Origin of the sequence: Roseovarius faecimaris (genome assembly GCF_009762325.1) — a bacterium.
Taxonomy (GTDB): Bacteria; Pseudomonadota; Alphaproteobacteria; order Rhodobacterales; family Rhodobacteraceae; genus Roseovarius; species Roseovarius faecimaris.
On sequence record NZ_CP034348.1, the window covers coordinates 1598022 to 1616908 of the forward strand.

Annotated in this window: 20 protein-coding genes; 8 read left to right on the plus strand and 12 right to left on the minus strand. The window is 62.0% G+C overall.

What is annotated here, in order from left to right; translation table 11 throughout:
• The first annotated feature begins 1 nt into the window (after position 1).
• From EI983_RS08260 to glnT, 7 genes are all read left to right on the plus strand, one after another.
• Complete coding sequence (locus EI983_RS08260) at positions 2–838, plus strand: TauD/TfdA family dioxygenase (protein ID WP_157706901.1); 837 nt, start codon at positions 2–4, stop codon at positions 836–838.
• Positions 835–1203 (plus strand): carboxymuconolactone decarboxylase family protein, encoded by a 369-nt coding sequence (locus tag EI983_RS08265; RefSeq protein ID WP_157706902.1) that lies wholly within the window; start codon positions 835–837, stop codon positions 1201–1203. Before EI983_RS08260 ends, EI983_RS08265 begins: the two co-directional genes overlap by 4 nt.
• Positions 1204–1315: 112 nt before the next feature.
• Positions 1316–1951: a helix-turn-helix domain-containing protein gene (locus EI983_RS08270; RefSeq protein ID WP_157706903.1), complete on the plus strand. Its 636-nt coding sequence runs from the start codon at positions 1316–1318 to the stop codon at positions 1949–1951.
• Between the two features lie 97 nt (positions 1952–2048).
• Positions 2049–2945 (plus strand): class II glutamine amidotransferase, encoded by an 897-nt coding sequence (locus tag EI983_RS08275; protein ID WP_157706904.1) that lies wholly within the window; start codon positions 2049–2051, stop codon positions 2943–2945.
• A gap of 1 nt (position 2946) precedes the next feature.
• Entirely contained in the window at positions 2947–3624 is a 678-nt protein-coding gene (locus EI983_RS08280) for a GltB/FmdC/FwdC-like GXGXG domain-containing protein (protein WP_157706905.1), read from the plus strand.
• 11 nt (positions 3625–3635) lie between these two features.
• The gene (locus EI983_RS08285; protein WP_157706906.1) at positions 3636–4979 is read left to right on the plus strand and encodes an FMN-binding glutamate synthase family protein; all 1344 of its coding nucleotides are present in this window, start codon (positions 3636–3638) and stop codon (positions 4977–4979) included.
• A 74-nt stretch (positions 4980–5053) separates the two neighbouring features.
• Positions 5054–6388 carry a type III glutamate--ammonia ligase gene (glnT, locus tag EI983_RS08290; protein ID WP_157706907.1) on the plus strand — a complete coding sequence of 445 codons (1335 nt, stop codon included), beginning with the start codon at positions 5054–5056 and terminating at the stop codon, positions 6386–6388.
• 332 nt (positions 6389–6720) lie between these two features.
• On the opposite strand, the gene EI983_RS08295 is transcribed toward glnT, so the two are convergent.
• The 7 genes from EI983_RS08295 to EI983_RS08325 all read right to left on the minus strand — a co-directional run bounded on the left by EI983_RS08295 (position 6721) and on the right by EI983_RS08325 (position 13143).
• Positions 6721–7206 carry a lytic transglycosylase domain-containing protein gene (locus EI983_RS08295; protein WP_157706908.1) on the minus strand — a complete coding sequence of 162 codons (486 nt, stop codon included), beginning with the start codon at positions 7204–7206 and terminating at the stop codon, positions 6721–6723.
• A gap of 180 nt (positions 7207–7386) precedes the next feature.
• A complete protein-coding gene (gene sucD, locus EI983_RS08300; protein ID WP_157706909.1) occupies positions 7387–8271 on the minus strand; it encodes a succinate--CoA ligase subunit alpha in 885 nt (294 codons plus the stop codon).
• Between the two features lie 10 nt (positions 8272–8281).
• Positions 8282–9457: a malate--CoA ligase subunit beta gene (locus EI983_RS08305; protein ID WP_157706910.1), complete on the minus strand. Its 1176-nt coding sequence runs from the start codon at positions 9455–9457 to the stop codon at positions 8282–8284.
• 12 nt (positions 9458–9469) lie between these two features.
• A complete protein-coding gene (locus EI983_RS08310) occupies positions 9470–10411 on the minus strand; it encodes an HpcH/HpaI aldolase/citrate lyase family protein (RefSeq protein ID WP_157706911.1) in 942 nt (313 codons plus the stop codon).
• Between the two features lie 280 nt (positions 10412–10691).
• Positions 10692–10907 carry an N-(5'-phosphoribosyl)anthranilate isomerase gene (locus tag EI983_RS08315; protein WP_246162346.1) on the minus strand — a complete coding sequence of 72 codons (216 nt, stop codon included), beginning with the start codon at positions 10905–10907 and terminating at the stop codon, positions 10692–10694.
• Between the two features lie 59 nt (positions 10908–10966).
• Positions 10967–11941: a 2-hydroxyacid dehydrogenase gene (locus tag EI983_RS08320; protein ID WP_157706913.1), complete on the minus strand. Its 975-nt coding sequence runs from the start codon at positions 11939–11941 to the stop codon at positions 10967–10969.
• Between the two features lie 11 nt (positions 11942–11952).
• Positions 11953–13143 carry an aminotransferase class V-fold PLP-dependent enzyme gene (locus EI983_RS08325; protein WP_157706914.1) on the minus strand — a complete coding sequence of 397 codons (1191 nt, stop codon included), beginning with the start codon at positions 13141–13143 and terminating at the stop codon, positions 11953–11955.
• Between the two features lie 289 nt (positions 13144–13432).
• Here EI983_RS08325 and EI983_RS08330 point away from each other — a divergent pair, with 289 nt between their 5' ends.
• Positions 13433–14062, plus strand: a complete 630-nt coding sequence (locus tag EI983_RS08330; RefSeq protein WP_157706915.1) for a LuxR family transcriptional regulator — start codon at positions 13433–13435, stop codon at positions 14060–14062.
• Here EI983_RS08330 and EI983_RS08335 read toward each other — a convergent pair.
• The 5 genes from EI983_RS08335 to EI983_RS08355 all read right to left on the minus strand — a co-directional run bounded on the left by EI983_RS08335 (position 14056) and on the right by EI983_RS08355 (position 18881).
• A complete protein-coding gene (locus EI983_RS08335) occupies positions 14056–14769 on the minus strand; it encodes a class I SAM-dependent methyltransferase (RefSeq protein ID WP_157706916.1) in 714 nt (237 codons plus the stop codon). The two genes, EI983_RS08330 and EI983_RS08335, sit on opposite strands and share 7 nt — an antisense overlap.
• A 231-nt stretch (positions 14770–15000) precedes the next feature.
• The gene (locus EI983_RS08340) at positions 15001–15963 is read right to left on the minus strand and encodes a 2-hydroxyacid dehydrogenase (protein ID WP_157706917.1); all 963 of its coding nucleotides are present in this window, start codon (positions 15961–15963) and stop codon (positions 15001–15003) included.
• The gene (locus EI983_RS08345; RefSeq protein ID WP_157706918.1) at positions 15963–16160 is read right to left on the minus strand and encodes a hypothetical protein; all 198 of its coding nucleotides are present in this window, start codon (positions 16158–16160) and stop codon (positions 15963–15965) included. The genes EI983_RS08340 and EI983_RS08345 overlap by 1 nt, the downstream gene beginning before the upstream one ends.
• A 4-nt stretch (positions 16161–16164) precedes the next feature.
• Positions 16165–17517 carry an amidase gene (locus tag EI983_RS08350; RefSeq protein WP_157706919.1) on the minus strand — a complete coding sequence of 451 codons (1353 nt, stop codon included), beginning with the start codon at positions 17515–17517 and terminating at the stop codon, positions 16165–16167.
• On the minus strand, positions 17517–18881 hold the full coding sequence (locus EI983_RS08355; protein ID WP_157706920.1) for a TRAP transporter large permease: 1365 nt from the start codon (positions 18879–18881) through the stop codon (positions 17517–17519). The genes EI983_RS08350 and EI983_RS08355 overlap by 1 nt, the downstream gene beginning before the upstream one ends.
• Positions 18882–18887: the final 6 nt, after the last annotated feature.

Below are 18887 nucleotides of genomic sequence, written 5' to 3' on the forward strand. Positions count from 1 at the left end.
CATGAAAGCGCAGAGGATCACACCGGCGATTGGCGCGGTGATCGAGGGGATTGATCTGAGCCAGCCGGTTACCGGGGCCGTGACAGACGCGCTTTATGCGGCGCTGCTGGAGCATCAGGTGATTTTTCTGCGCGATACCGGGATCAGCCCCGAGGCGCATCTGGCGCTGGCAGAGAGCTTTGGCGAGCTTGACGCGCCGCATCCGCATTATCCGCATGTGGAGGGGTTCGACCGGATCGTGAAGCTGGAGAATGACAGCAGCGCGCCACCGGACACGAATTGCTGGCACACGGATCTGACTTTCAGGCAGGTGCAGCCCTTTGCCTCGCTCCTCGTGGCGCGGGTGGTGCCGAAGGTGGGCGGCGATACGATGTGGTCGAGCTGTTATGCCGCCTATGACCGGTTGCCCGACGGCATGAAGGCCGATCTGGAGGGGCTGGAGGCGGTGCATGATCTGGGCGATTTCCGCAACTCGTTTCCGACCAAGGAACAGCTGGACGAGGCGGTGGGGCGGTTCGGGCACATGGTGCGCCCGCTGATCGGCACGCATGAGGTGACGGGTGCGAAGTTCCTGAATTTCAACGAGGCGTTCGTGACCCATATCCTTGGGCTGACCGCGAAGGACAGCCATGCGCTGATGACGTGGCTGGCGGGCCACATGAACACGCCCGAAGACCAGATGCGCTGGCGATGGGCGGCGGGCGATTTGGCGATCTGGGACAATCGCTGCACCATGCATTACGCGGTGGCGGATTATCTGCCCGCCTATCGCTGCATGAACCGGATCACGGTGGTCAAGGACCGCCGCGCCGCCGACAGACTGAAAGAGGCATCATGACCGAGAAACGCTATCCCGCCACCGAGGCGCAGCGACAGACCGAAGACTGGAACCCGATCTGGGACCAGATGGCCGAAATGGATCCGGACTATCTGGAGGCGTTTCTGGCCTTCCGGGCGGTGCCCCAGAAGAACGGCCCGCTGCCGCAGAAGACAAAAGAGCTGATCATGATCGCGATCAACGCGGCCACGACGCATCTGTGGGCGCCCGGCGTGCGGCGGCATATGCAGAACGCGCTGCGCGAGGGGGCGACCAGCGCAGAGATCCTCGAAGTGCTGCAACTGACCTCGATCATGGGGGTGCATTCGATGACGCTGGGCGTGCCGATCCTGGCGGAGGAGCTGGAAAGAGCCGGAGAGGCCTGAAGAGTTTTGGGCCTCCGGCGGGAGTATTTGAGGAACAATGAAAGGCGGGTGCTTGTCAATTGGTGGCAGGTATGGCCATCTTGGAGTGCTCAGCAGGAAAGACGCGTATCACATGCCGCCACCGAAACTCAGTCAGGATCCGCACAGGCTGCGCGAGGCGCGCGAGAAGAATCTGGAAAGCGCGATCGGGCGGGAGCTGCGCGAGATCCGCTATAAGCGCGATATGACGGTGGCCGATCTGGCGCAGGCGACGGGGCTGTCGGTTGGGATGCTGTCGAAGATCGAGAACGGCGTCACCTCGCCCAGCCTGACCACGTTGCAGACCCTTGCCGAGGCGCTGAGCATTCCGCTCACTTCATTCTTTCGCCGTTTCGAGGAACGGCGCGAGGCGGTGCATGTGAAGGCCGGCGAAGGGGTGGAGACCGAGCGCGCGGGCACGCGCGCGGGCCATCAGTACCGGTTGCTGGGGCATCTGGGGGCGAATTCCAGCGGGGTGATGATGGAGCCTTACCTGATTTCCCTGACGACCGAATCGGATGTCTTTCCGACCTTTCAGCATGAAGGGGTCGAGATACTTTACATGCTCGAAGGCGAGGTGGGGTATCGTCATGGCGAAAAAAGTTTTCACCTGCGTCCCGGCGACAGCCTGTTTTTCGACGCAGACGCACCGCATGGGCCTGATGAGCTGATCAGCCTGCCGGCGCGTTATATCTCGATCATTGCCTACCCGCAGGGGGGGCAGGGGTAATTTACCCACAGGAATATTTAATTCTTCTGTTGAAATTCTCGCGATACCGCGTTAGCGTTGCCTTCAATCTGAACAATCAGTCCTGAGGGAGGTGCCGATGTGTGGAATCGTCGGGTTGTTTTTGAAGGATAAGTCGCTGGAGCCGAAGCTTGGCGAGATGCTGACCGAGATGCTGATCACCATGACGGATCGCGGTCCCGACAGCGCGGGTATCGCGGTTTATGGGCAAGAGGCGGATGGGCAGGCCAAGCTGACCATTCAGGCGGCGCATCCCGAGGCGAGCTTTGCCGGTCTGGAGGATGAGCTGTGCGAAAAGCTGGGCACCGATGTGACCGTGCGGGTGATCGACACCCATGCGGTGATCGACCTGCCCGAGGACAAGATGGCCGACGCGCGCGCCGCCCTCAAGGAGCTGCGCCCCGAAACCCGGGTAATGAGCGCGGGCGAGACCATTGAAATCTATAAGGAAGTGGGTCTTCCGGGGGATGTGGCCAAGCGGTTCGACATTCCCAAGCTCACCGGTACGCACGGGATTGGCCACACGCGCATGGCCACGGAAAGCGCTGTGACAACGCTGGGCGCGCACCCGTTCTCGACCGGCGCGGATCAATGCCTTGTGCATAACGGGTCGCTCAGCAATCACAACTCGCTGCGCCGGGCGCTGGCGCGCGAAGGGGTCTATACCGAGACCGAGAACGACACCGAAGTGGCCGCGGCCTACCTGACCTGGAAAATGCAGAATGGCAGCACCCTGGGTGAGGCGCTGGAAGCGGGCATCGACGATCTGGACGGGTTCTATACCTTTGTTGTCGGCACCAAGGACGGGTTTGGCGTGGTGCGCGACCCGATTGCCTGCAAGCCGGCGGTGATGGCTGAAACCGATCAATATGTGGCCTTTGGCAGCGAATACCGCGCGCTGGTCAGCCTGCCGGGGATCGAGGACGCGCGCGTCTGGGAGCCCGAGCCTGCAACCGTTTACTTCTGGAGCCACTGAGATGCAGACATTCGATTTGGGAGAAAAGGGGCTGCGCGCCTTGCACGAGACGCTGCACGCGCAAGGCCAGGACACAAACGAGACCGCCTGGGAGATCATCAACCCCAAGGGCAGTCATGCGCTGGCCGTGGGGCTGGACGCGCCGATCGAAGTGACGGTGCGCGGCTCCACCGGCTATTATTGCGGCGGCATGAACAAGCAGGCGACCATCCATGTGGATGGCAGCGCCGGGCCGGGCACGGGTGAAAACATCATGTCGGGCAAGATCATCATCGAGGGCGATGCCAGCCAGTATCTGGGCGCTACGGGCCACGGCGGGATGATCGTGGTCAAGGGCAATGCGGCCTCGCGTTGCGGAATTTCCATGAAGGGCGTCGATATCGTCGTGCATGGCAATATCGGGCATATGTCGGGCTTCATGGCGCAGTCGGGCAATCTGGTGGTCTGTGGCGACGCGGGCGACGCGCTTGGCGACAGCTGCTATGAGACGCGGTTCTTCGTGCGCGGCAAGGTGGCGAGCCTTGGCGCGGATTGCATCGAAAAGGAGATGCGGCCCGAGCATATTGAGCTTCTGACGCGGCTTCTGGCAGAGGCGGAATGCGACGCCAAGCCGGAGGAGTTCACGCGCTATGGCTCGGCCCGTAAGCTTTATAATTTCAACATCGACAACGCGTATTGAGGAGGCAGGACATGGCGAAAGATGACAAGCACATTCCGCAAACCTTGCCGATCATGTCGGCCACCTTCACACCGGAGGTGAATGCCGAGATCCGCCGCGCGGCAGCGACGGGGATCTATGACATTCGCGGCGGCGGTGCGAAACGGCGGGTGCCGAATTTCGACGATCTGGTGTTTCTGGGCGCGTCGGTGTCCCGTTACCCGCTGGAAGGCTATCGCGAACGGTGTGACACCAACGTGGTGCTGGGCACGCGCTATGCCAAGAACCCGATCGAGATCGACATCCCGATCACCATCGCGGGGATGAGCTTTGGCGCGCTGAGTGGCCCGGCCAAGGAGGCGCTGGGGCGCGGGGCGTCGGCGGCAGGCACGTCGACCACCACGGGCGATGGCGGGATGACCCCGGAGGAGCGCGGGCAAAGCTCGAAACTGGTCTATCAGTACCTGCCAAGCCGCTACGGGATGAACCCAGATGACCTGCGCAAGGCGGATGCCATTGAGGTGGTCGTGGGGCAGGGCGCGAAGCCCGGCGGCGGCGGTATGCTGCTGGGTCAGAAGATCAGTGACCGCGTGGCGGAGATGCGCAACCTGCCCAAGGGGATCGACCAGCGGTCGGCCTGTCGGCACCCGGACTGGACCGGCCCGGATGACCTTGAGATCAAGATCCTGGAGCTGCGCGAGATCACCAATTGGGAAAAGCCGATTTATGTGAAGGTTGGCGCGACCCGGCCTTACTATGACGTGACGCTGGCGGTGAAAGCCGGGGCCGATGTGGTGGTGATCGACGGCATGCAGGGCGGCACGGCGGCCACGCAGGATGTGTTTATCGAGCATGTGGGCATCCCGACGCTGGCTTGCGTCCGCGAGGCGGTTCGTGCCCTGCAGGATCAGGGCATGCATCGCAAGGTGCAGCTGATTGTCTCGGGCGGGATCCGCTCGGGTGCGGATGTGGCCAAGGTGCTGGCGCTTGGTGCGGATGCGGCCAGCATCGGCACTGCGGCTATGATCGCCATGGGCGACAATGACCCGAAATGGGAGGCCGAGTACAACAAGCTGGGCACCACGGCGGGGGCCTATGACGACTGGCACGAGGGCCGCGACCCGACGGGGATCAGCACCCAGGACCCGGAACTGGCCGCGCGGCTTGACCCGGTGGAAGCGGGTCGGCGGCTGCGCAATTACCTCAAGGTGATGACGCTGGAGGCACAGACGCTGGCGCGTGCCTGCGGCAAGAACCACGTGCACAACCTGGAGCCCGAGGACCTTGTCGCGCTGACGCTGGAGGCCGCTGCCATGGCGCAGGTGCCTTTGGCGGGAACCAACTGGTATCCGGGCATGCCTAACGCTACATTCTGACATCAAAGACGACAGGAAAGGCGGGTCAACCGCCTTCCTAATTTTGCGATCAACAGGGAAAGGACGACACCAAGATGAGCATCGATCTGGCCGCCTACGCCGCGGAGAACGGCGTCAAGTATTTCATGATTTCCTTCACCGACCTTTTCGGCGGGCAGCGCGCCAAGCTGGTCCCCGCGCAGGCGATTGCCGACATGCAGGAAGACGGCGCGGGTTTTGCGGGCTTCGCCACCTGGCTCGACATGACGCCGGCGCATCCTGATATGCTGGCCGTGCCGGACCCGAGCTCGGTCATTCAGCTGCCGTGGAAGCCCGAAGTGGCCTGGGTTGCCTCCAACCCGGTGATGGAGGGCGCGGATGTGGCCCAGGCCCCGCGTAACGTGCTGCGGCGGCTGATCGACGAGGCGGCAAGCGAAGGCATGCATGTGAAAACCGGCATCGAGGCGGAGTATTTCCTTCTGACCCCCGATGGCTCGGCCCTGTCGGACGAATTCGATACCGCCGAGAAGCCCTGCTATGACCAGCAGGCGGTGATGCGGCGCTATGACGTGGTGCGCGAGATCTGCGATTACATGCTCGATCTGGGCTGGGGGCCGTATCAGAACGACCACGAGGACGCCAATGGCCAGTTCGAGATGAACTGGGAATTTGACGACGCTCTCAAGACCGCCGACAAGCACAGCTTCTTCAAGTTCATGACCAAATCCGTCGCTGAAAAGCACGGCTTCCGCGCGACCTTCATGCCGAAACCCGTCGAGGGGCTGACCGGCAACGGATGTCATGCGCATATCTCGGTCTGGGACGCGCCGGGGGATAAGGCCAAGACCAATATCTTTGCGACCGAAGCCACCGGCGGCAGCCAGACGGCAGAGCTCGGCCTTTCCGAGCAGGGCGCGCATTTCCTGGGCGGGATCATGAAACACGCCAGCGCCCTGGCGGCGATCACAAACCCGACGGTCAACAGCTACAAACGGATCAACGCGCCGCGCACCACGTCGGGGGCCACCTGGGCACCCAACACGGTGACATGGACCGGCAACAACCGCACGCATATGGTGCGCGTGCCGGGGCCGGGGCGGTTCGAGCTGCGCCTGCCGGACGGCGCGGTGAACCCGTACCTGCTGCAGGCGGTGATCATCGCGGCGGGCCTGTCTGGCATCCGCTCAAAGGCCGATCCGGGCAAGCGGTATGACATCGACATGTATGCCGAAGGTCACAAGGTGCGCGGCGCGCCCAAGCTGCCGCTGAACATGCTGGATGCGCTGCGTCTCTTTGACAGGGACAAGGAGCTGAAGGCGTCGCTGGGCGAAGAGTTTTCAGCCGCCTACCTGAAGATGAAGCATCAGGAATGGACCAGCTTCGTGACGCATTTCAGCCAGTGGGAGAAGGACCACACGCTGGATATCTGAGGCGGAGATCAAGAGATGTAGGGCGCGGTCGGGATGCCGCGCCCTTTTTGATGTCGGCTCTTTTGGGCCTGCTGCCATTCGGTTTTCCGGGCACTGAGCCGCGTATTGCCGACGCGCGCGGGGGCGATCCAACCGATATTCAGGGCACTTTATCCCTGCCACATCCGACCGAATTGCGAGTGATGCGCCAAGCTGAACCCAATCGCCGCCGCGTGGGGGCGCGTCGGCGATGCGCGGCGGGCTTCGCCCTTGAGCCCGCGCAATGCACACAGATCACATGTCCGCCAAGGGCCCGAAGCCGACAGTCACGATTTACGGATGTCGCCCGCGCTTCACCGGCAGTGTTTGGCGGTTTCCCGGGTGTTCAGCCCGGTTTCCACCAGCAGACATCTGTCCTTGGCCTGGTAGTAATATCCACGCGCGTACCACATGACGGCGGCGTCCATGTCGCCGTCTGACACCATCCACGCGCCCTTGAGGTATTTCACCGCCCATTTCAGGTTTGTCTCGGCATCCAGAAGGTCATCGGGCGCGCCGGAAAAGCCCATGCCGCGCGCGGTGGCGGGCAGGATCTGCATCATCCCGTAATAGGGGCCGTTGCGCGCCTCGGGGCGATAGTCGCTTTCGCGCAGGATGACCTTGTGCACCAGCGGACGGGGCACCTCGTAGTGATCGGCGTATTGATTGACGAGCGCGCGGATTTGCGGCGTCTCGTTGGGATAGAGCGGCACATCAAGGGCCGTCGCGCGGGGCGGAGGGGCGGAGACGGAACAGGCGGCAAGAAGAGCAAGGCAGGCGAGAAGGCAAAGGCGTTGCATCGTGGCGCACCGGTAAGACTGAACTGACGACACAAGGCTTGGAAAAGGTGCCGCTTGCAAGAGCCTTGTGCGCGGATGCGCAGGTTTCCGCGTGTCTGCGGGCGTGGGATATCGAATACTCATGCCAAGAAGAAGACCCGGCAGGAGGGAGAGCCTGCCGGGTCCAGGGGATGCGATGGCTCAGGCGGCCAGCATCTTTTGCACCACCGGTCCGAAAGAGGAGGGGGTGGGTACGATCGTCACGCCCGCTTCGGAGAGGATCTCGACCTTTTCCTGCGCGCTTTCGCCAAAGGCCGACACGATGGCCCCGGCATGGCCCATGCGGCGGCCCTTGGGCGCCGACAGGCCCGCGATATAGGCCGCGACCGGCTTTTTCATGTGATCGCGTATATAGGCGGCGGCTTCGGCCTCTTGCGGGCCGCCGATCTCGCCCACCATCACGACGGCGTCGGTGTCGGGGTCGTTTTCAAAGAGCTCTAGGATATCGCGGAAGGAGGAGCCGTTGATCGGATCCCCGCCGATGCCGATGGAGGAGGAGACACCGATGCCCACCTCTTTCATCTGGGAGGCGGCCTCGTAGCCCAGCGTGCCCGAGCGGCCGATGATGCCGACACGGCCCGGCAGATAGATATGCGGCGGCATGAGGCCCGCAAAGGCCTGTCCGGGGGTGATGATACCGGCGCAGTTCGGGCCGATCAGGCGCATCCGCTTTTCTTCCTTGTAGCGGCGCATGTAGCGTTTGACCTTGATCATGTCCTGCGCCGGAATGCCGTCAGCGATACAGACACAGGTCTTGATGCCCGCATCCGCCGCTTCCATGATGCTGTCGGCGGCAAAGGGGGGCGGCACGAAGGCGATGACCATATCGGCCCCGGTTTCGGCCACGGCCCCTTTGACGGTGTTGAATACCGGCAGGCCGTTATGGGTGGTGCCGCCCTTGCCGGGGGTCACGCCGCCCACGACATTGGTGCCGTATTCGCGCATTTCCTCGGCGTGAAAGCTGCCGATCCGTCCGGTGAGGCCGGTGACCAGAACCTTGCTGTCTTTGTCGATCAGAATAGCCATGGGTCTCTCCTCAGTTGGCCTTGGCGGCTTTCCACGCGCCCACCACCAGTTCGGCGGCTTCGGCAAGCGTGTCGGCGGTTGCGATGTTGAGCCCGCTTTCCGAAAGCAGTTTGCGGCCTTCCTCGACATTGGTGCCCGACAGGCGCACCACGAGAGGCAGGGTAAGCTCAAGCTCCTTGACGGCGCGGATGACGCCTTCGGCGATCCAGTCGCAGCGGTTGATGCCCGCAAAGATGTTGACCAGCACGGCCTCGACGTTTTTGTCGTTGAGCACCGCCTTGAAGGACATCAGCACGCGTTCCGGCGAAGCGCCGCCGCCCACATCGAGGAAGTTCGCAGGCTCTCCTCCGGATTGCTTGATCATGTCGAGCGTGGCCATGGCGAGGCCGGCGCCGTTGACGATACAGCCGATTTCACCTTCGAGGCCGATATAGTTCAGACCGCGATCCTCGGCATAGGTCTCGCGCGGGTCCTCCTGGGATTTGTCGCGCAGTTCCGAGATTTTCGGGTGACGGAACAGGGCGTTATCGTCAAAACTTAATTTACCGTCCAGCGCCACGATCTCGCCCGATCCGGTGACGACCAGCGGGTTGATCTCGACCATGTTGGCGTCTTTTTCCTCCATCAGCCGATAACAGCCGGTGATCGTCTTGACCGCCTGCGGGATCAGGGCAGCGTCGAGCCCGAGGGAGAAAGCGATCTCGCGCGCCTGGAAGGCCTGCATACCGACCGCCGGATCAACGACCGAGCGCACGATGCTTTCGGGCTCTTTTTCCGAGATTTCCTCGATCTCCATGCCGCCCTGGGCGGAGGCGACAACCACCACGCGCTCCAGTTTGCGGTCCATCACGAAGGCCAGGTACAGCTCTTGCGCGATATTGGTGGCCTCTTCGATATAGAGGCGGCTCACCAGCTTGCCCTGCGGGCCGGTCTGGTGCGTGATGAGCTTGCGGCCCAGCATCCATGAGGCGGCGTCGGACACCTCTTCCTCGGTGGAGCAGATCCGCACGCCGCCCGCCTTGCCGCGCGCGCCGGAATGGATCTGGGCCTTGACGACCCAACGCTCGCCCGAAAGTTCCGAGCAGCGATAGACGGCCTGTTCGGGGCTATAGGCGATGCCGCCGCGCGGCACGTTGACGCCAAAGCTGCTGAGCAGTTCCTTGGCCTGATATTCGTGGATATCCATGGGATACGCTCCTTACCCTTTGGCGGCGATGGCGTCGGCCACCTGGATGACGTTGTTGGCCATACGCTCGGACGCGGCGTCGATCATCTTGCCGTCAAGGCTTGCGGCGCCTTTGCCTTCGGCCTCGGCCTTGCGCAGTTCTTCGATGATGCGGCGGGCGCGGGTCACCTCGGCCTCGGGCGGCGAGAAGACGTCGTTGGCCATGGCAATCTGCGACGGGTGGATGGCCCATTTGCCTTCGATGCCCAGAGCAGCCCCCCGTTTTGCGGCGAGGATATAGCTGTCGGGGTCCGAGAAATCGCCGAAGGGGCCGTCGATGGCGCGCAGGCCATAGGCACGGCAGGCCACGGTCATGCGCGACAGGGCGAAATGCCACTGGTCGCCGGGATAGTCGGGGTTGAGCCCGCCGATCACCACGGTGCGGGCGCGGTTCGAGGCGGCGTAGTCAGCCACGCCGAAATGCAGTGCCTCAAGGCGACCCGGGGTGGCGGCGATTGCCTCCACATTGGCCATGCCGAGGGCGGTTTCGATCAATGCCTCAAGGCCGATCTGGTGGGTGAAGCCCATGGCCTCTTCGATCTGGCTGACCATCGTCTCGACGGTGTAAAGATCCGCAGGCACGCCCACTTTCGGCACCAGGATCGTGTCGAGATGCTGACCGGCCTGTTCGACGATCTCCACCACGTCGCGATACATGTAATGGGTATCCAGCCCGTTGATGCGGATCGACATGGTCTTGCCCTTGGCTTTCCAGTCGATGTCGTTCAGCGCCTGGATGATGTTGGAGCGCGCCTGCACCTTTTCCGGCGGGGCGACGGCATCTTCGAGGTCGAGGAAGATGTAATCGACATCCGAGTCGGCAGCCTTGTCGATCATCGACGGGTTGGAGCCGGGCACTGCAAGCTCGGAGCGTTGCAGGCGTTGTTTCTTGAGGGGGTGAAGCGTGTAGCTCATGAGGTGTCCTTACCCTTGGAATCTGCGTTGTCTCCAGCATCGCGCGACGCGTGCGCCTGCGCTACTTTCCCACGGGTAAGGAAGCGGGCCTTGGGATGGGCAATGGGCCTGAACGGGTAGGGGGCGACTACCCGAAATGCGGTGTTCGAGTGCCGAGGCATACTTTCTGCGCTGCGGCAATAGCGCAAGAAAAACAAATGTTTATGATCGGAAACTTATGTGGGAAAATCGAAAATGCGCGCATTTTCGAGCCTGTTTTCTGCGCGCAGAAAACACCTGCTCAGAGGGTGATTCGGATCGGTTCCTGATTGCAGAAAATGACCACCTGGCCCGCGTTCTCTACCGCATGAAATCCGCGCCGTTCCAGTTCGGCATAGTACCGCTCGCGGCCCACGTAACGGTCCACATGATCCAGATCGCGGCGCAGCACTTTGCCGTCGCGGGCAGCACGAGAAGAGAACAGATTGGCAAACCAACCTTCGGCAGAAAGGGGCATGATTTGTGTCATGCCCCCAGTCAATCCAATCAAGGTTAATGTGCGGTTAAACCACGTCGTCAGGTCACCAAGTCCTGCGGCGCATCCCCGGCGAGAAACGCCTTGAGATTGTCGATCGCGCGGTGGCCCATCGCGGCGCGGGTACCGTCGGTCGCGCTGCCCAGATGCGGGGCGAGCACGAGGTTTTCATACTGCAGAAACCGCGGGTCGAGCGCCGGTTCGTTGTGATAGACATCAAGTCCGGCAGCGGCGAGATGGCCGCTGTCGAGCGCGGCGAAAAGCGCGTCTTCGTCCACCACATCGCCGCGCGCGGAATTGACCAGAATGGCGCCCGGGCGCATCGCGTCAAACACCGAGGCGTTGATCATCTTGTAGGTGTCTGCCCCGCCGGGGCAGTGCAGCGACAGGAAATCGCAATTGGCCGCGACCTCCTGCATGGAACCCAACTGCGTGGCATTGCCATTGGCCGCCTTGATATCGTCGGGCACAGCCCAGGCGTCCTGAAACACCACCTTCATGCCAAAGCCGTAATGCGCGCGGCGCGCCATGGCCTGACCGATGCGGCCAAAGCCGATGATGCCAAGCGTGGCGCCCGACACCTTCTTGCCGATCATATGGGTCGGCCGCCAGCCGATCCATTTGCCCGCACGGGTTTCACGCTCGCCCTCGCCGATGCGGCGCGCGGCGGCGAGCATCAGGCCCATGGCAAGGTCTGCCGTGCAATCGGTCAGCACTTCGGGCGTGTTGGTGACCGCAATACCATTGTCGCGGGCCGCATCGATATCGATATGGTTGAAGCCCACCCCGTAATTGGCCATCACGCGCACCTTGCCCTTGGCTGCCGGATAGAAACCGGCCGGGATCTTGTCGGAGACGGTGGGCATGATCACGTCATAGGTTTGCGCCGCCGCCATCCATTCGTCATGGGACATCGGTGTATCGGGGTCGCGCAGAGTGACATCGCCGAGCCCTTCGGCCTGAAGGCGGTCTTCGGCCTCTTTCGGCCAGGCGCGGGTGACGAGGATACTGGTCATCTTTGCCTCCCTTACGCGCCGGACGGGGTGGTAGCGCGGTAGTGCTCCTGCGCCGCCGCAACACCCGAGCCCGGCGTGATTTTTGCCCCTGCATCGATCAGGGCCATTTCAGCGGCCGAGATCGCGCCGCAAAGCATCACCGGGTTGAGCGAGCCAAGATGGCCGATCCGGAATGCCTTGCCCATCAGCTTGTTTAGGCCGGTGCCAAGCGAGGTCTGGTATTTGTAGTAAGCGCCCGAAATCACGTCACGGGCATCGACGCCTTCGGGGGCGTAGATGGCCGAGACCGTGTCGGAATGCCATTCCGGCCCACGCGCAACCAGTTCGCAGCCGTCCCATGCGTCCACGGCGGCACGGACGCCCTCGGCCAGGCGCTTGTGGCGTGCCCAGATGCTTTCCATACCCGCCTCCAGCATCAGATCAAGCGAGCAGCGCAGACCGCGCAAAAGCTGGGTGGCGGGGGTGTAAGGAAAATAGCCTGTATCATTGAGCTTGATCATGTCCTCAAAGCTGAAATAGCAGCGCGACATGCCGGCATTGCTGACCGCCTTGTTGGCCTCCAGCGCCTTCTCGGACACGCCCAGCAGGCCAAGCCCCGCCGGGAGCATGAAGCCCTTTTGCGAGCCAGAGACTGCAAGGTCCACGCCCCATTTATCCATCTCGAATTCGATCGAGGCGATCGAGCTGACCCCATCGACAAAGAGCATCGCCGGGTGACCGACCTCGTCCATGGCCGCGCGCACGGCGGCGATGTCGGAGGTCACACCGGTGGCGGTTTCGTTCTGGGTGCAGAACACCGCCTTGATTTCATGCTTGTCGTCTGCGGCGAGCTTGGCCTTGTAGTCCTCGACCGGAACGCCCTTGCCCCATTCAACCTCGCACAGCTCCACGTCGAGCCCAAGCCGCTCGGCCATGTCGACCCAGAGCAGGGAAAACTGCCCGAAGCGGCTCATCAGCACCTTGTCGCCCGCATTCAGCGTGTTCTGAATGGCCGATTCCCAGGCTCCCGTGCCCGAGGACGGGAAAACAAAGACCCGGCCGCTTTCCATGCGATAGGCCTTTTTCAGATCGGTCAGGATGCCGGTGACAAAATCGCCAAAGTCCGGCGCGCGCATGTCCTCCATGGGGATGTTCATTGCCTGACGAACAGGCTCCGGCACATTGGTGGGACCGGGGATGTAAAGATGCTGATAGCCGTTCATGAGGCGTCTCCATAAGAATTTGAACGACCATATGACCGCAAGCCCGGCCTGCGACACGCCCGAGTGAATGGCGCTGAACCCCTGCTCACGGATGTTGTCAACGAACGGGTAGGGCGCACCCACCCTTTCGGGACGCAAGCCTGCCCAAATGTCTCGGCATGCGGATGCATACTGAAAAATCTTGCAATATCATCGGTTTCCGTGCCGCAAATGTCGCAATACGAGGGATAGCGGGCGGCGTATTCTGGTGTAAGATGGCGGGACGCTCTTTGAGGAATGACCCACGTAAATGGACAAGACAGCCGCCTCCGACCTTCCCCAGGTCTTTGTTGCCGACCGGCAGTTGATCGTCTGTCAGGGCATCGGCTCGCTGGTGGGGCAGATCGATGAGGTGAGGCTCGCGGAGTTTGCCACGGACACCAAGAGCCTCGACAAGATGCTGCGCCAGGCCACGGGCAGGGCGATCCTGATCTTGGGTGTGCGGTTAAGCGACGGAGACCTGACCGTGGTGCTGGAGCAGCTGCGCAAGGCGCATCCTGAGGTGATGGTGGTGGTCGTGGCCGACGAGACCGAGTTTGCCTTCATCCGCACGGCGATCAAGGCAGGGGCCAATTCGGTCTGCCTGATGAGCCAGATCCTGACCAGCCTGCCCAAGATCCTCGGCAAGCTGGTCGAAGGCCATTCCATCGTGCCCACGGATATCCTGCGCAAGCTGACCTCGGAAAACGCCGATGTGCTGACCCGGCGCGAGCATGAGATTCTGGCGCTGCTGGTGGATGGGCTGACCAATTTCCAGATCAGCGCCCGGCTGGGGCTGAGCGAGAATACCGTGAAATATTACCTCAAGGCGATCTATCAGAAGCTCGACGTGAATTCGCGCGGCGGGGCGATCGCGAAATACGTGGCCGGGAATTACTGAACCGGCGTGAGCGCGCAGGTGCCGCGCACCTTGCGCCCCTCGCGGAAGTAATCCTTCATCCCCTTGCGGTCTTCGTCATCCAGGATCAGCGCCTGATCGATCCAGGTCGTCTCATATCCCAGCGCTTCGGCCATGAACTCCGTCGCCTTGCGGCTCGGCACACCCACGACCGTGTGGGCAATCCCGTCCGTGTCGCTGGTGGCGTTCAGCGGGTTTGACGTCTCTTCCTTCAGGATCTGGATCATAGCGTTGTCATTCATGATGAATTCGCTGTCGACGATGATGATCCTAGGGCCGAGCGCACGGATCAGTTTGAGCAGGCGGAAATGATCCATCACATGATAGAAAATGCCATAGAGCGCCACCACGTCGAAATTTTCGCCGTGGGCGGTCAGTGTCTCAAGCGCCTCAAACAAATCGCCCTGGCGCAAGGATATATTGCGTTTGAAGGGTGTGTCAGGGAAAGACGCGAACCGGTCGAGCAGGTCCTGACGTGCCTCAATCCCGATCACCTCACGCGCACCGGCGGCGGCCAAGGCATAGGACCAGCGGCCATCGTGACAGGCAATGTCGAGCACGCGTGCGCCCTCGATCTGAGGCCGAAACGGAGCGATGATCAGCTTGTGCCGCGCATTGAGCCGCCGGATGGTGAAGTCATTTTCGGAATAGGGCGGCAGATTGGTGAGAAAATCAAACAGGCCGGACATCGGGCAGCACCTCTGCTTGGAGCTTTGATCCCTTGTGGTGCAACTTGGAGGGGAGGACAAGACGGTGCACAGCCTTTTGTGGCAGCACAATCCGCTTGCGCGTCACACGTCGGAGGAGAGACGCTTCATCCAGATAACATCGGGTGATCGGACGCCGCGCGATGACGCCCTCGCCACAGTCATGCCGCGGTGCAACCGGGCTCCTGTTTTTTTCCATGCAGCCTTGCGGGGTCAGAGCGCGTCACGCGGCGTTTTTCCAGCAAAGAACGCATCCAGGTTATCCAGCGCACGAAACCCCATCGCATCGCGCGTCTTGGTCGTGGCGCTGCCGATATGAGGCAGCATGAATATGTTTTCATGGGGCGCAAAGGCAGGGTTGCCACCGGGTTCGTTCTTGAAACAGTCCAGTCCCGCCGCGGCAAGCTTGCCCGTTTCAATCGCCTCCAGAAGCGCGGCCTCATCGACCAACGCACCGCGGGCGGAGTTCACAAGAACCGCCCCATCGGGCAAGCAGGCGAAACGCTCGGCATTCATGAGATCCAGCGTCTCAGGCGTGGCCGGGCAATGCAGCGACAGGAAGTCCGATACCGGCAGCAGGCTTTCGATCGTCTCGTGGTATATGGCGCCCTGTTCGAGCTCCGGCGACAGCGGTGTGCGGTTGAAATAATGGATCTCCATATCGAAGCCGCGCGCTTTTTCGGCGAAGGCGCGTCCGACACGTCCCATGCCCACAATGCCCAGCCGCGCGCCTGTCACCTGCTTGCCGACCATGAAGGCCGGGCTCCAGCTGTCCCAGGCGCCGGTACGCACCAGACGGTCGCCCGTGACGGCGTGACGCGCGGCGCCCAGCATCAGAAGCATCGCCAGTTCAGCGGTGGCATCAGACAGAACATCCGGGGTGTTAGTCACCACGATGCCGCGCGCCCGCAACGCATCGAGGTCGCAATGATCAACCCCGACCGAGTGATTGGCGATGATCTTCAGACGCGGATCGAGCCGGGCGACAACCTCGGCCGAGAAATGCTCGGAATGGCAGGGCATCATGGCATCGACGCGCGCGGACATGGCGATGATCTCGTCGCGGGTGCCTGGGGTGTCGGCCTCGTTCAGGATCACGTCATAGGATGCGCTGGCGCGCTTGATTGTGGCGTCGGATACCTTGCGCGGCAGCCAGAGAACGGGTTTCGACGTCATCAATCGTCTTTCCGGACTGCGTCTTCCCAGAAATTGTAAATGGCTAGCCCGATAACGAAGAAGGCTATGCACATGAACGGAAACCCGCCCCAGAACCCGGCGAACCCGGTCGAAATGCTGTGGGACAGGCCCAGCACGAATATCGCCATCAGTCCAAGGCCAAACAGGCCGGTGAGTATATTGGTCAATCGTGACATCAGATCACGCTCCTTCCTCGTTTCCGCTTGCCAGAAATCTCTGCATCCAGGCTGCGGTCCGCATAAGCCGGTCGTCCAGTTCCACGGCCCCTATCAGTTGTACGCCGATCGGCAGCCCCTCCGCGCCAACCAGAAGAGGCAGGGACAGACAGGGCAGACCGGCAAGCGTCCAGATCTTGCAATAGACTGCATCACCGGTTTGGCCCGCAGAAAGCGGCAGTGCCTGCCCCGAAGCCGAGGGGGCCATGATGGCATCGAAATCGTTGAAATGTGAGGCAAAGAATGCGTCAGCCGAGGCCTTTACGGCGAGCGCATCCTCATACTGGTCGGCGCTGATCGCCCGGCCCCGGGCAATGGCCTGCCTCATTTCCGGGCTCACCCTGTCGCCATGCGTGTCGGCCAGCGGGCCGATATTCTGTGCGATTTCGACGTCGTAGATGATCGTGTGAACATCGGCGAGCCCCGCCAGCTGCGGAGCCGTCGGAAAGCGTTCGACCCTGTCACCAAGCGCGGCGATCACCTGTTCGAGGCCCTCGGCGGCATCCGGGTCCAAACGGTCGTGAAACGGCATGTCGAACCATGCGATTTCCGGTTCCACCGGAACCTCGGCCTGCGCGCCCGCCAGCATCGATGGCCGCGGGCGGGCAAAGCTTGCCGGGTCCGTCTGATCATAACAGCCGATCACCTCGGTCAGAAGTGCCGCGTCCTCCAGAGAGTTGGCGAATACGCCGACCTGATCCAGCGCGCCGGAGGTCTGGTAAACGCCGCTGCGAGAGATCACACCGCGCGTCGGCTTGAACCCGTATGTGCCGCAGAAGGACGCCGGACGAATGACCGAGCCACCGGTCTGCGTTCCAACTGCCAGCGGGACATGCCGCGCTGCAACGGCTGCCGCCGACCCGCTTGAGGAACCGCCCGGTGTTCTGTCGGGGGCGTGCGGGTTGGTGGTATCCGTCGGGTGCAGATAGGCCAGTTCGGTGGTCTTTGTCTTGCCCATGATCACCGCGCCGGCGTCGCGCAGCCTCTCGATCAGACGGGCGGCGCTGTCCGGTTGACGGTTCTGGAAAATCGCAGAGCCAAGCTGGGTCGGCATATCAGCCGTGTCGACGATATCCTTGATCCCGACCGGAACGCCGTGCAGAGCCCCTGTGGCGTAGCCCGCGCGACGAATGCGGTCCGCCTCGCGCGCCTGCTCCAGCGCGTGCTCCTTGTCCAGCCATGCCCATGCGCGCACAGTGTCTTCGCTGGCATCGATCCGCTCGAGGCATGCCTTGACATATGCCTCTGACGTCAATTGCCCGGTGCGGATCGCTTCGGCCGCCTGCACCGCAGGGATCAGGGTCAGGTCGCCTTTCATCAGGGCACCCAAACTCCGAACAGGTAATCAGGCAGCCACAAAGCGATGCCCGGGAACTGGTACATCAACACCATGCAGGTGACCACGATCGCCAGGTAAGGCATCAGGCCGCGGAAGATCTCCATCAGCTCGATCTGGTTCTTCAAAACCCCCTTGAGGTAATAGGCCGACATCGCCATGGGCGGGGTCAGGAACGAGGTTTGCAGGTTCAGCGCAACCAGCATCGCGAAGAAATACGGATTCACGCCGAATGTTTCGAGCATCGGAAGGAAGATCGGCACGAAAATGATCAGGATTTCGGACCATTCCAGCGGCCAGCCCAGCAGGAAGATGATCAGCTGTGCAAGCACCAGGAACTGCCAGGGCTCCAGGTTCATGGCGATGAACCAGTTTTCGATCACGTCATGTCCGCCGAGATAGGAGAAAACCGAGGCGAAGGTCCACGATCCGACAAAAAGCCAGCAGACCATCGCCGTGGCCTTTGCGGTCAGGAACACGCTCTCCTTGACCTTGGTCCAGCTCAGCGAGCGGTAGAGCACAGCCAGCACCAGCCCTCCGAGGGCCCCCATCGCGGCGGCTTCTGCCGGTGTGGCGAGCCCGCCAAGGATCGAGCCCAGCACAAGCATGATCAAAACCGTCAGAGGCACGAACGACACCAGCAGGTCGAGATAGATCTGCCGTTTGGGGGGCACGTCCTCCAAATTCGGTTTGGGCGCCAGCGACGGGTTCAGACTGACCCGGACAATCACATAGACGATGTATAGCCCGGCCAGAAGCAGGCCCGGAAAGACCGCCGCCGCATAAAGCCTCAGCGGCGACAATTCGGCAATCGCGGCATAAACAATCAGCATGATCGACGGCGGAATCAGGATGCCCAGCGTCCCGCCCGCACAGATCACACCCGAGGCAAAGCTGCGCTGATACCCGGCATTTGCCATCGCCGGATAGGCCAGCAAGCCCATCAGCGTGACCACCGCTCCGACGATACCCGACGCGGTGGAAAAGACCGCGCAGGTCATCAGCGCCGCAATGGCCAGCGATCCCGGCAGATTGCGTGCCGCCATGTAGAGCGAAAAGAACAGCCGGTCGATGATATTGGCGCGCTCGACCACATAGCCCATGAACAGAAACAGCGGGATCGCGACGAGCGTGTCGTTCTCCATCACGGAATAGGTGTTCTGGTTCAGCAGGTAGAAGATGTTGTTATTGAAGATGTCGGCGATGCTTTCAGGCGCACCCTGATAATAGGCGTAATAGCCAAAGGCGACGCCCATCGCGAGCAGCGTGAAGGCGATCGGAAAGCCGAGCAGCACCAGAACGATGAACAGGCACAGCATCATAATTGCAACTTGAGGATCGGTCATCTTGTT

Excerpts from the sequence above, each read along its gene's own strand:
- EI983_RS08260 (WP_157706901.1), top strand. The coding sequence starts at position 2 with ATGAAAGCGCAGAGGATCACACCGGCGATTGGCGCGGTGATCGAGGGG.
- EI983_RS08265 (WP_157706902.1), top strand. The coding sequence starts at position 835 with ATGACCGAGAAACGCTATCCCGCCACCGAGGCGCAGCGACAGACCGAA.
- EI983_RS08270 (WP_157706903.1), top strand. The coding sequence starts at position 1,316 with ATGCCGCCACCGAAACTCAGTCAGGATCCGCACAGGCTGCGCGAGGCG.
- EI983_RS08275 (WP_157706904.1), top strand. The coding sequence starts at position 2,049 with ATGTGTGGAATCGTCGGGTTGTTTTTGAAGGATAAGTCGCTGGAGCCG.
- EI983_RS08280 (WP_157706905.1), top strand. The coding sequence starts at position 2,947 with ATGCAGACATTCGATTTGGGAGAAAAGGGGCTGCGCGCCTTGCACGAG.
- EI983_RS08285 (WP_157706906.1), top strand. The coding sequence starts at position 3,636 with ATGGCGAAAGATGACAAGCACATTCCGCAAACCTTGCCGATCATGTCG.
- glnT (WP_157706907.1), top strand. The coding sequence starts at position 5,054 with ATGAGCATCGATCTGGCCGCCTACGCCGCGGAGAACGGCGTCAAGTAT.
- EI983_RS08295 (WP_157706908.1), bottom strand. The coding sequence starts at position 7,206 with ATGCAACGCCTTTGCCTTCTCGCCTGCCTTGCTCTTCTTGCCGCCTGT.
- sucD (WP_157706909.1), bottom strand. The coding sequence starts at position 8,271 with ATGGCTATTCTGATCGACAAAGACAGCAAGGTTCTGGTCACCGGCCTC.
- EI983_RS08305 (WP_157706910.1), bottom strand. The coding sequence starts at position 9,457 with ATGGATATCCACGAATATCAGGCCAAGGAACTGCTCAGCAGCTTTGGC.
- EI983_RS08310 (WP_157706911.1), bottom strand. The coding sequence starts at position 10,411 with ATGAGCTACACGCTTCACCCCCTCAAGAAACAACGCCTGCAACGCTCC.
- EI983_RS08315 (WP_246162346.1), bottom strand. The coding sequence starts at position 10,907 with ATGCCCCTTTCTGCCGAAGGTTGGTTTGCCAATCTGTTCTCTTCTCGT.
- EI983_RS08320 (WP_157706913.1), bottom strand. The coding sequence starts at position 11,941 with ATGACCAGTATCCTCGTCACCCGCGCCTGGCCGAAAGAGGCCGAAGAC.
- EI983_RS08325 (WP_157706914.1), bottom strand. The coding sequence starts at position 13,143 with ATGAACGGCTATCAGCATCTTTACATCCCCGGTCCCACCAATGTGCCG.
- EI983_RS08330 (WP_157706915.1), top strand. The coding sequence starts at position 13,433 with ATGGACAAGACAGCCGCCTCCGACCTTCCCCAGGTCTTTGTTGCCGAC.
- EI983_RS08335 (WP_157706916.1), bottom strand. The coding sequence starts at position 14,769 with ATGTCCGGCCTGTTTGATTTTCTCACCAATCTGCCGCCCTATTCCGAA.
- EI983_RS08340 (WP_157706917.1), bottom strand. The coding sequence starts at position 15,963 with ATGACGTCGAAACCCGTTCTCTGGCTGCCGCGCAAGGTATCCGACGCC.
- EI983_RS08345 (WP_157706918.1), bottom strand. The coding sequence starts at position 16,160 with ATGTCACGATTGACCAATATACTCACCGGCCTGTTTGGCCTTGGACTG.
- EI983_RS08350 (WP_157706919.1), bottom strand. The coding sequence starts at position 17,517 with ATGAAAGGCGACCTGACCCTGATCCCTGCGGTGCAGGCGGCCGAAGCG.
- EI983_RS08355 (WP_157706920.1), bottom strand. The coding sequence starts at position 18,881 with ATGACCGATCCTCAAGTTGCAATTATGATGCTGTGCCTGTTCATCGTT.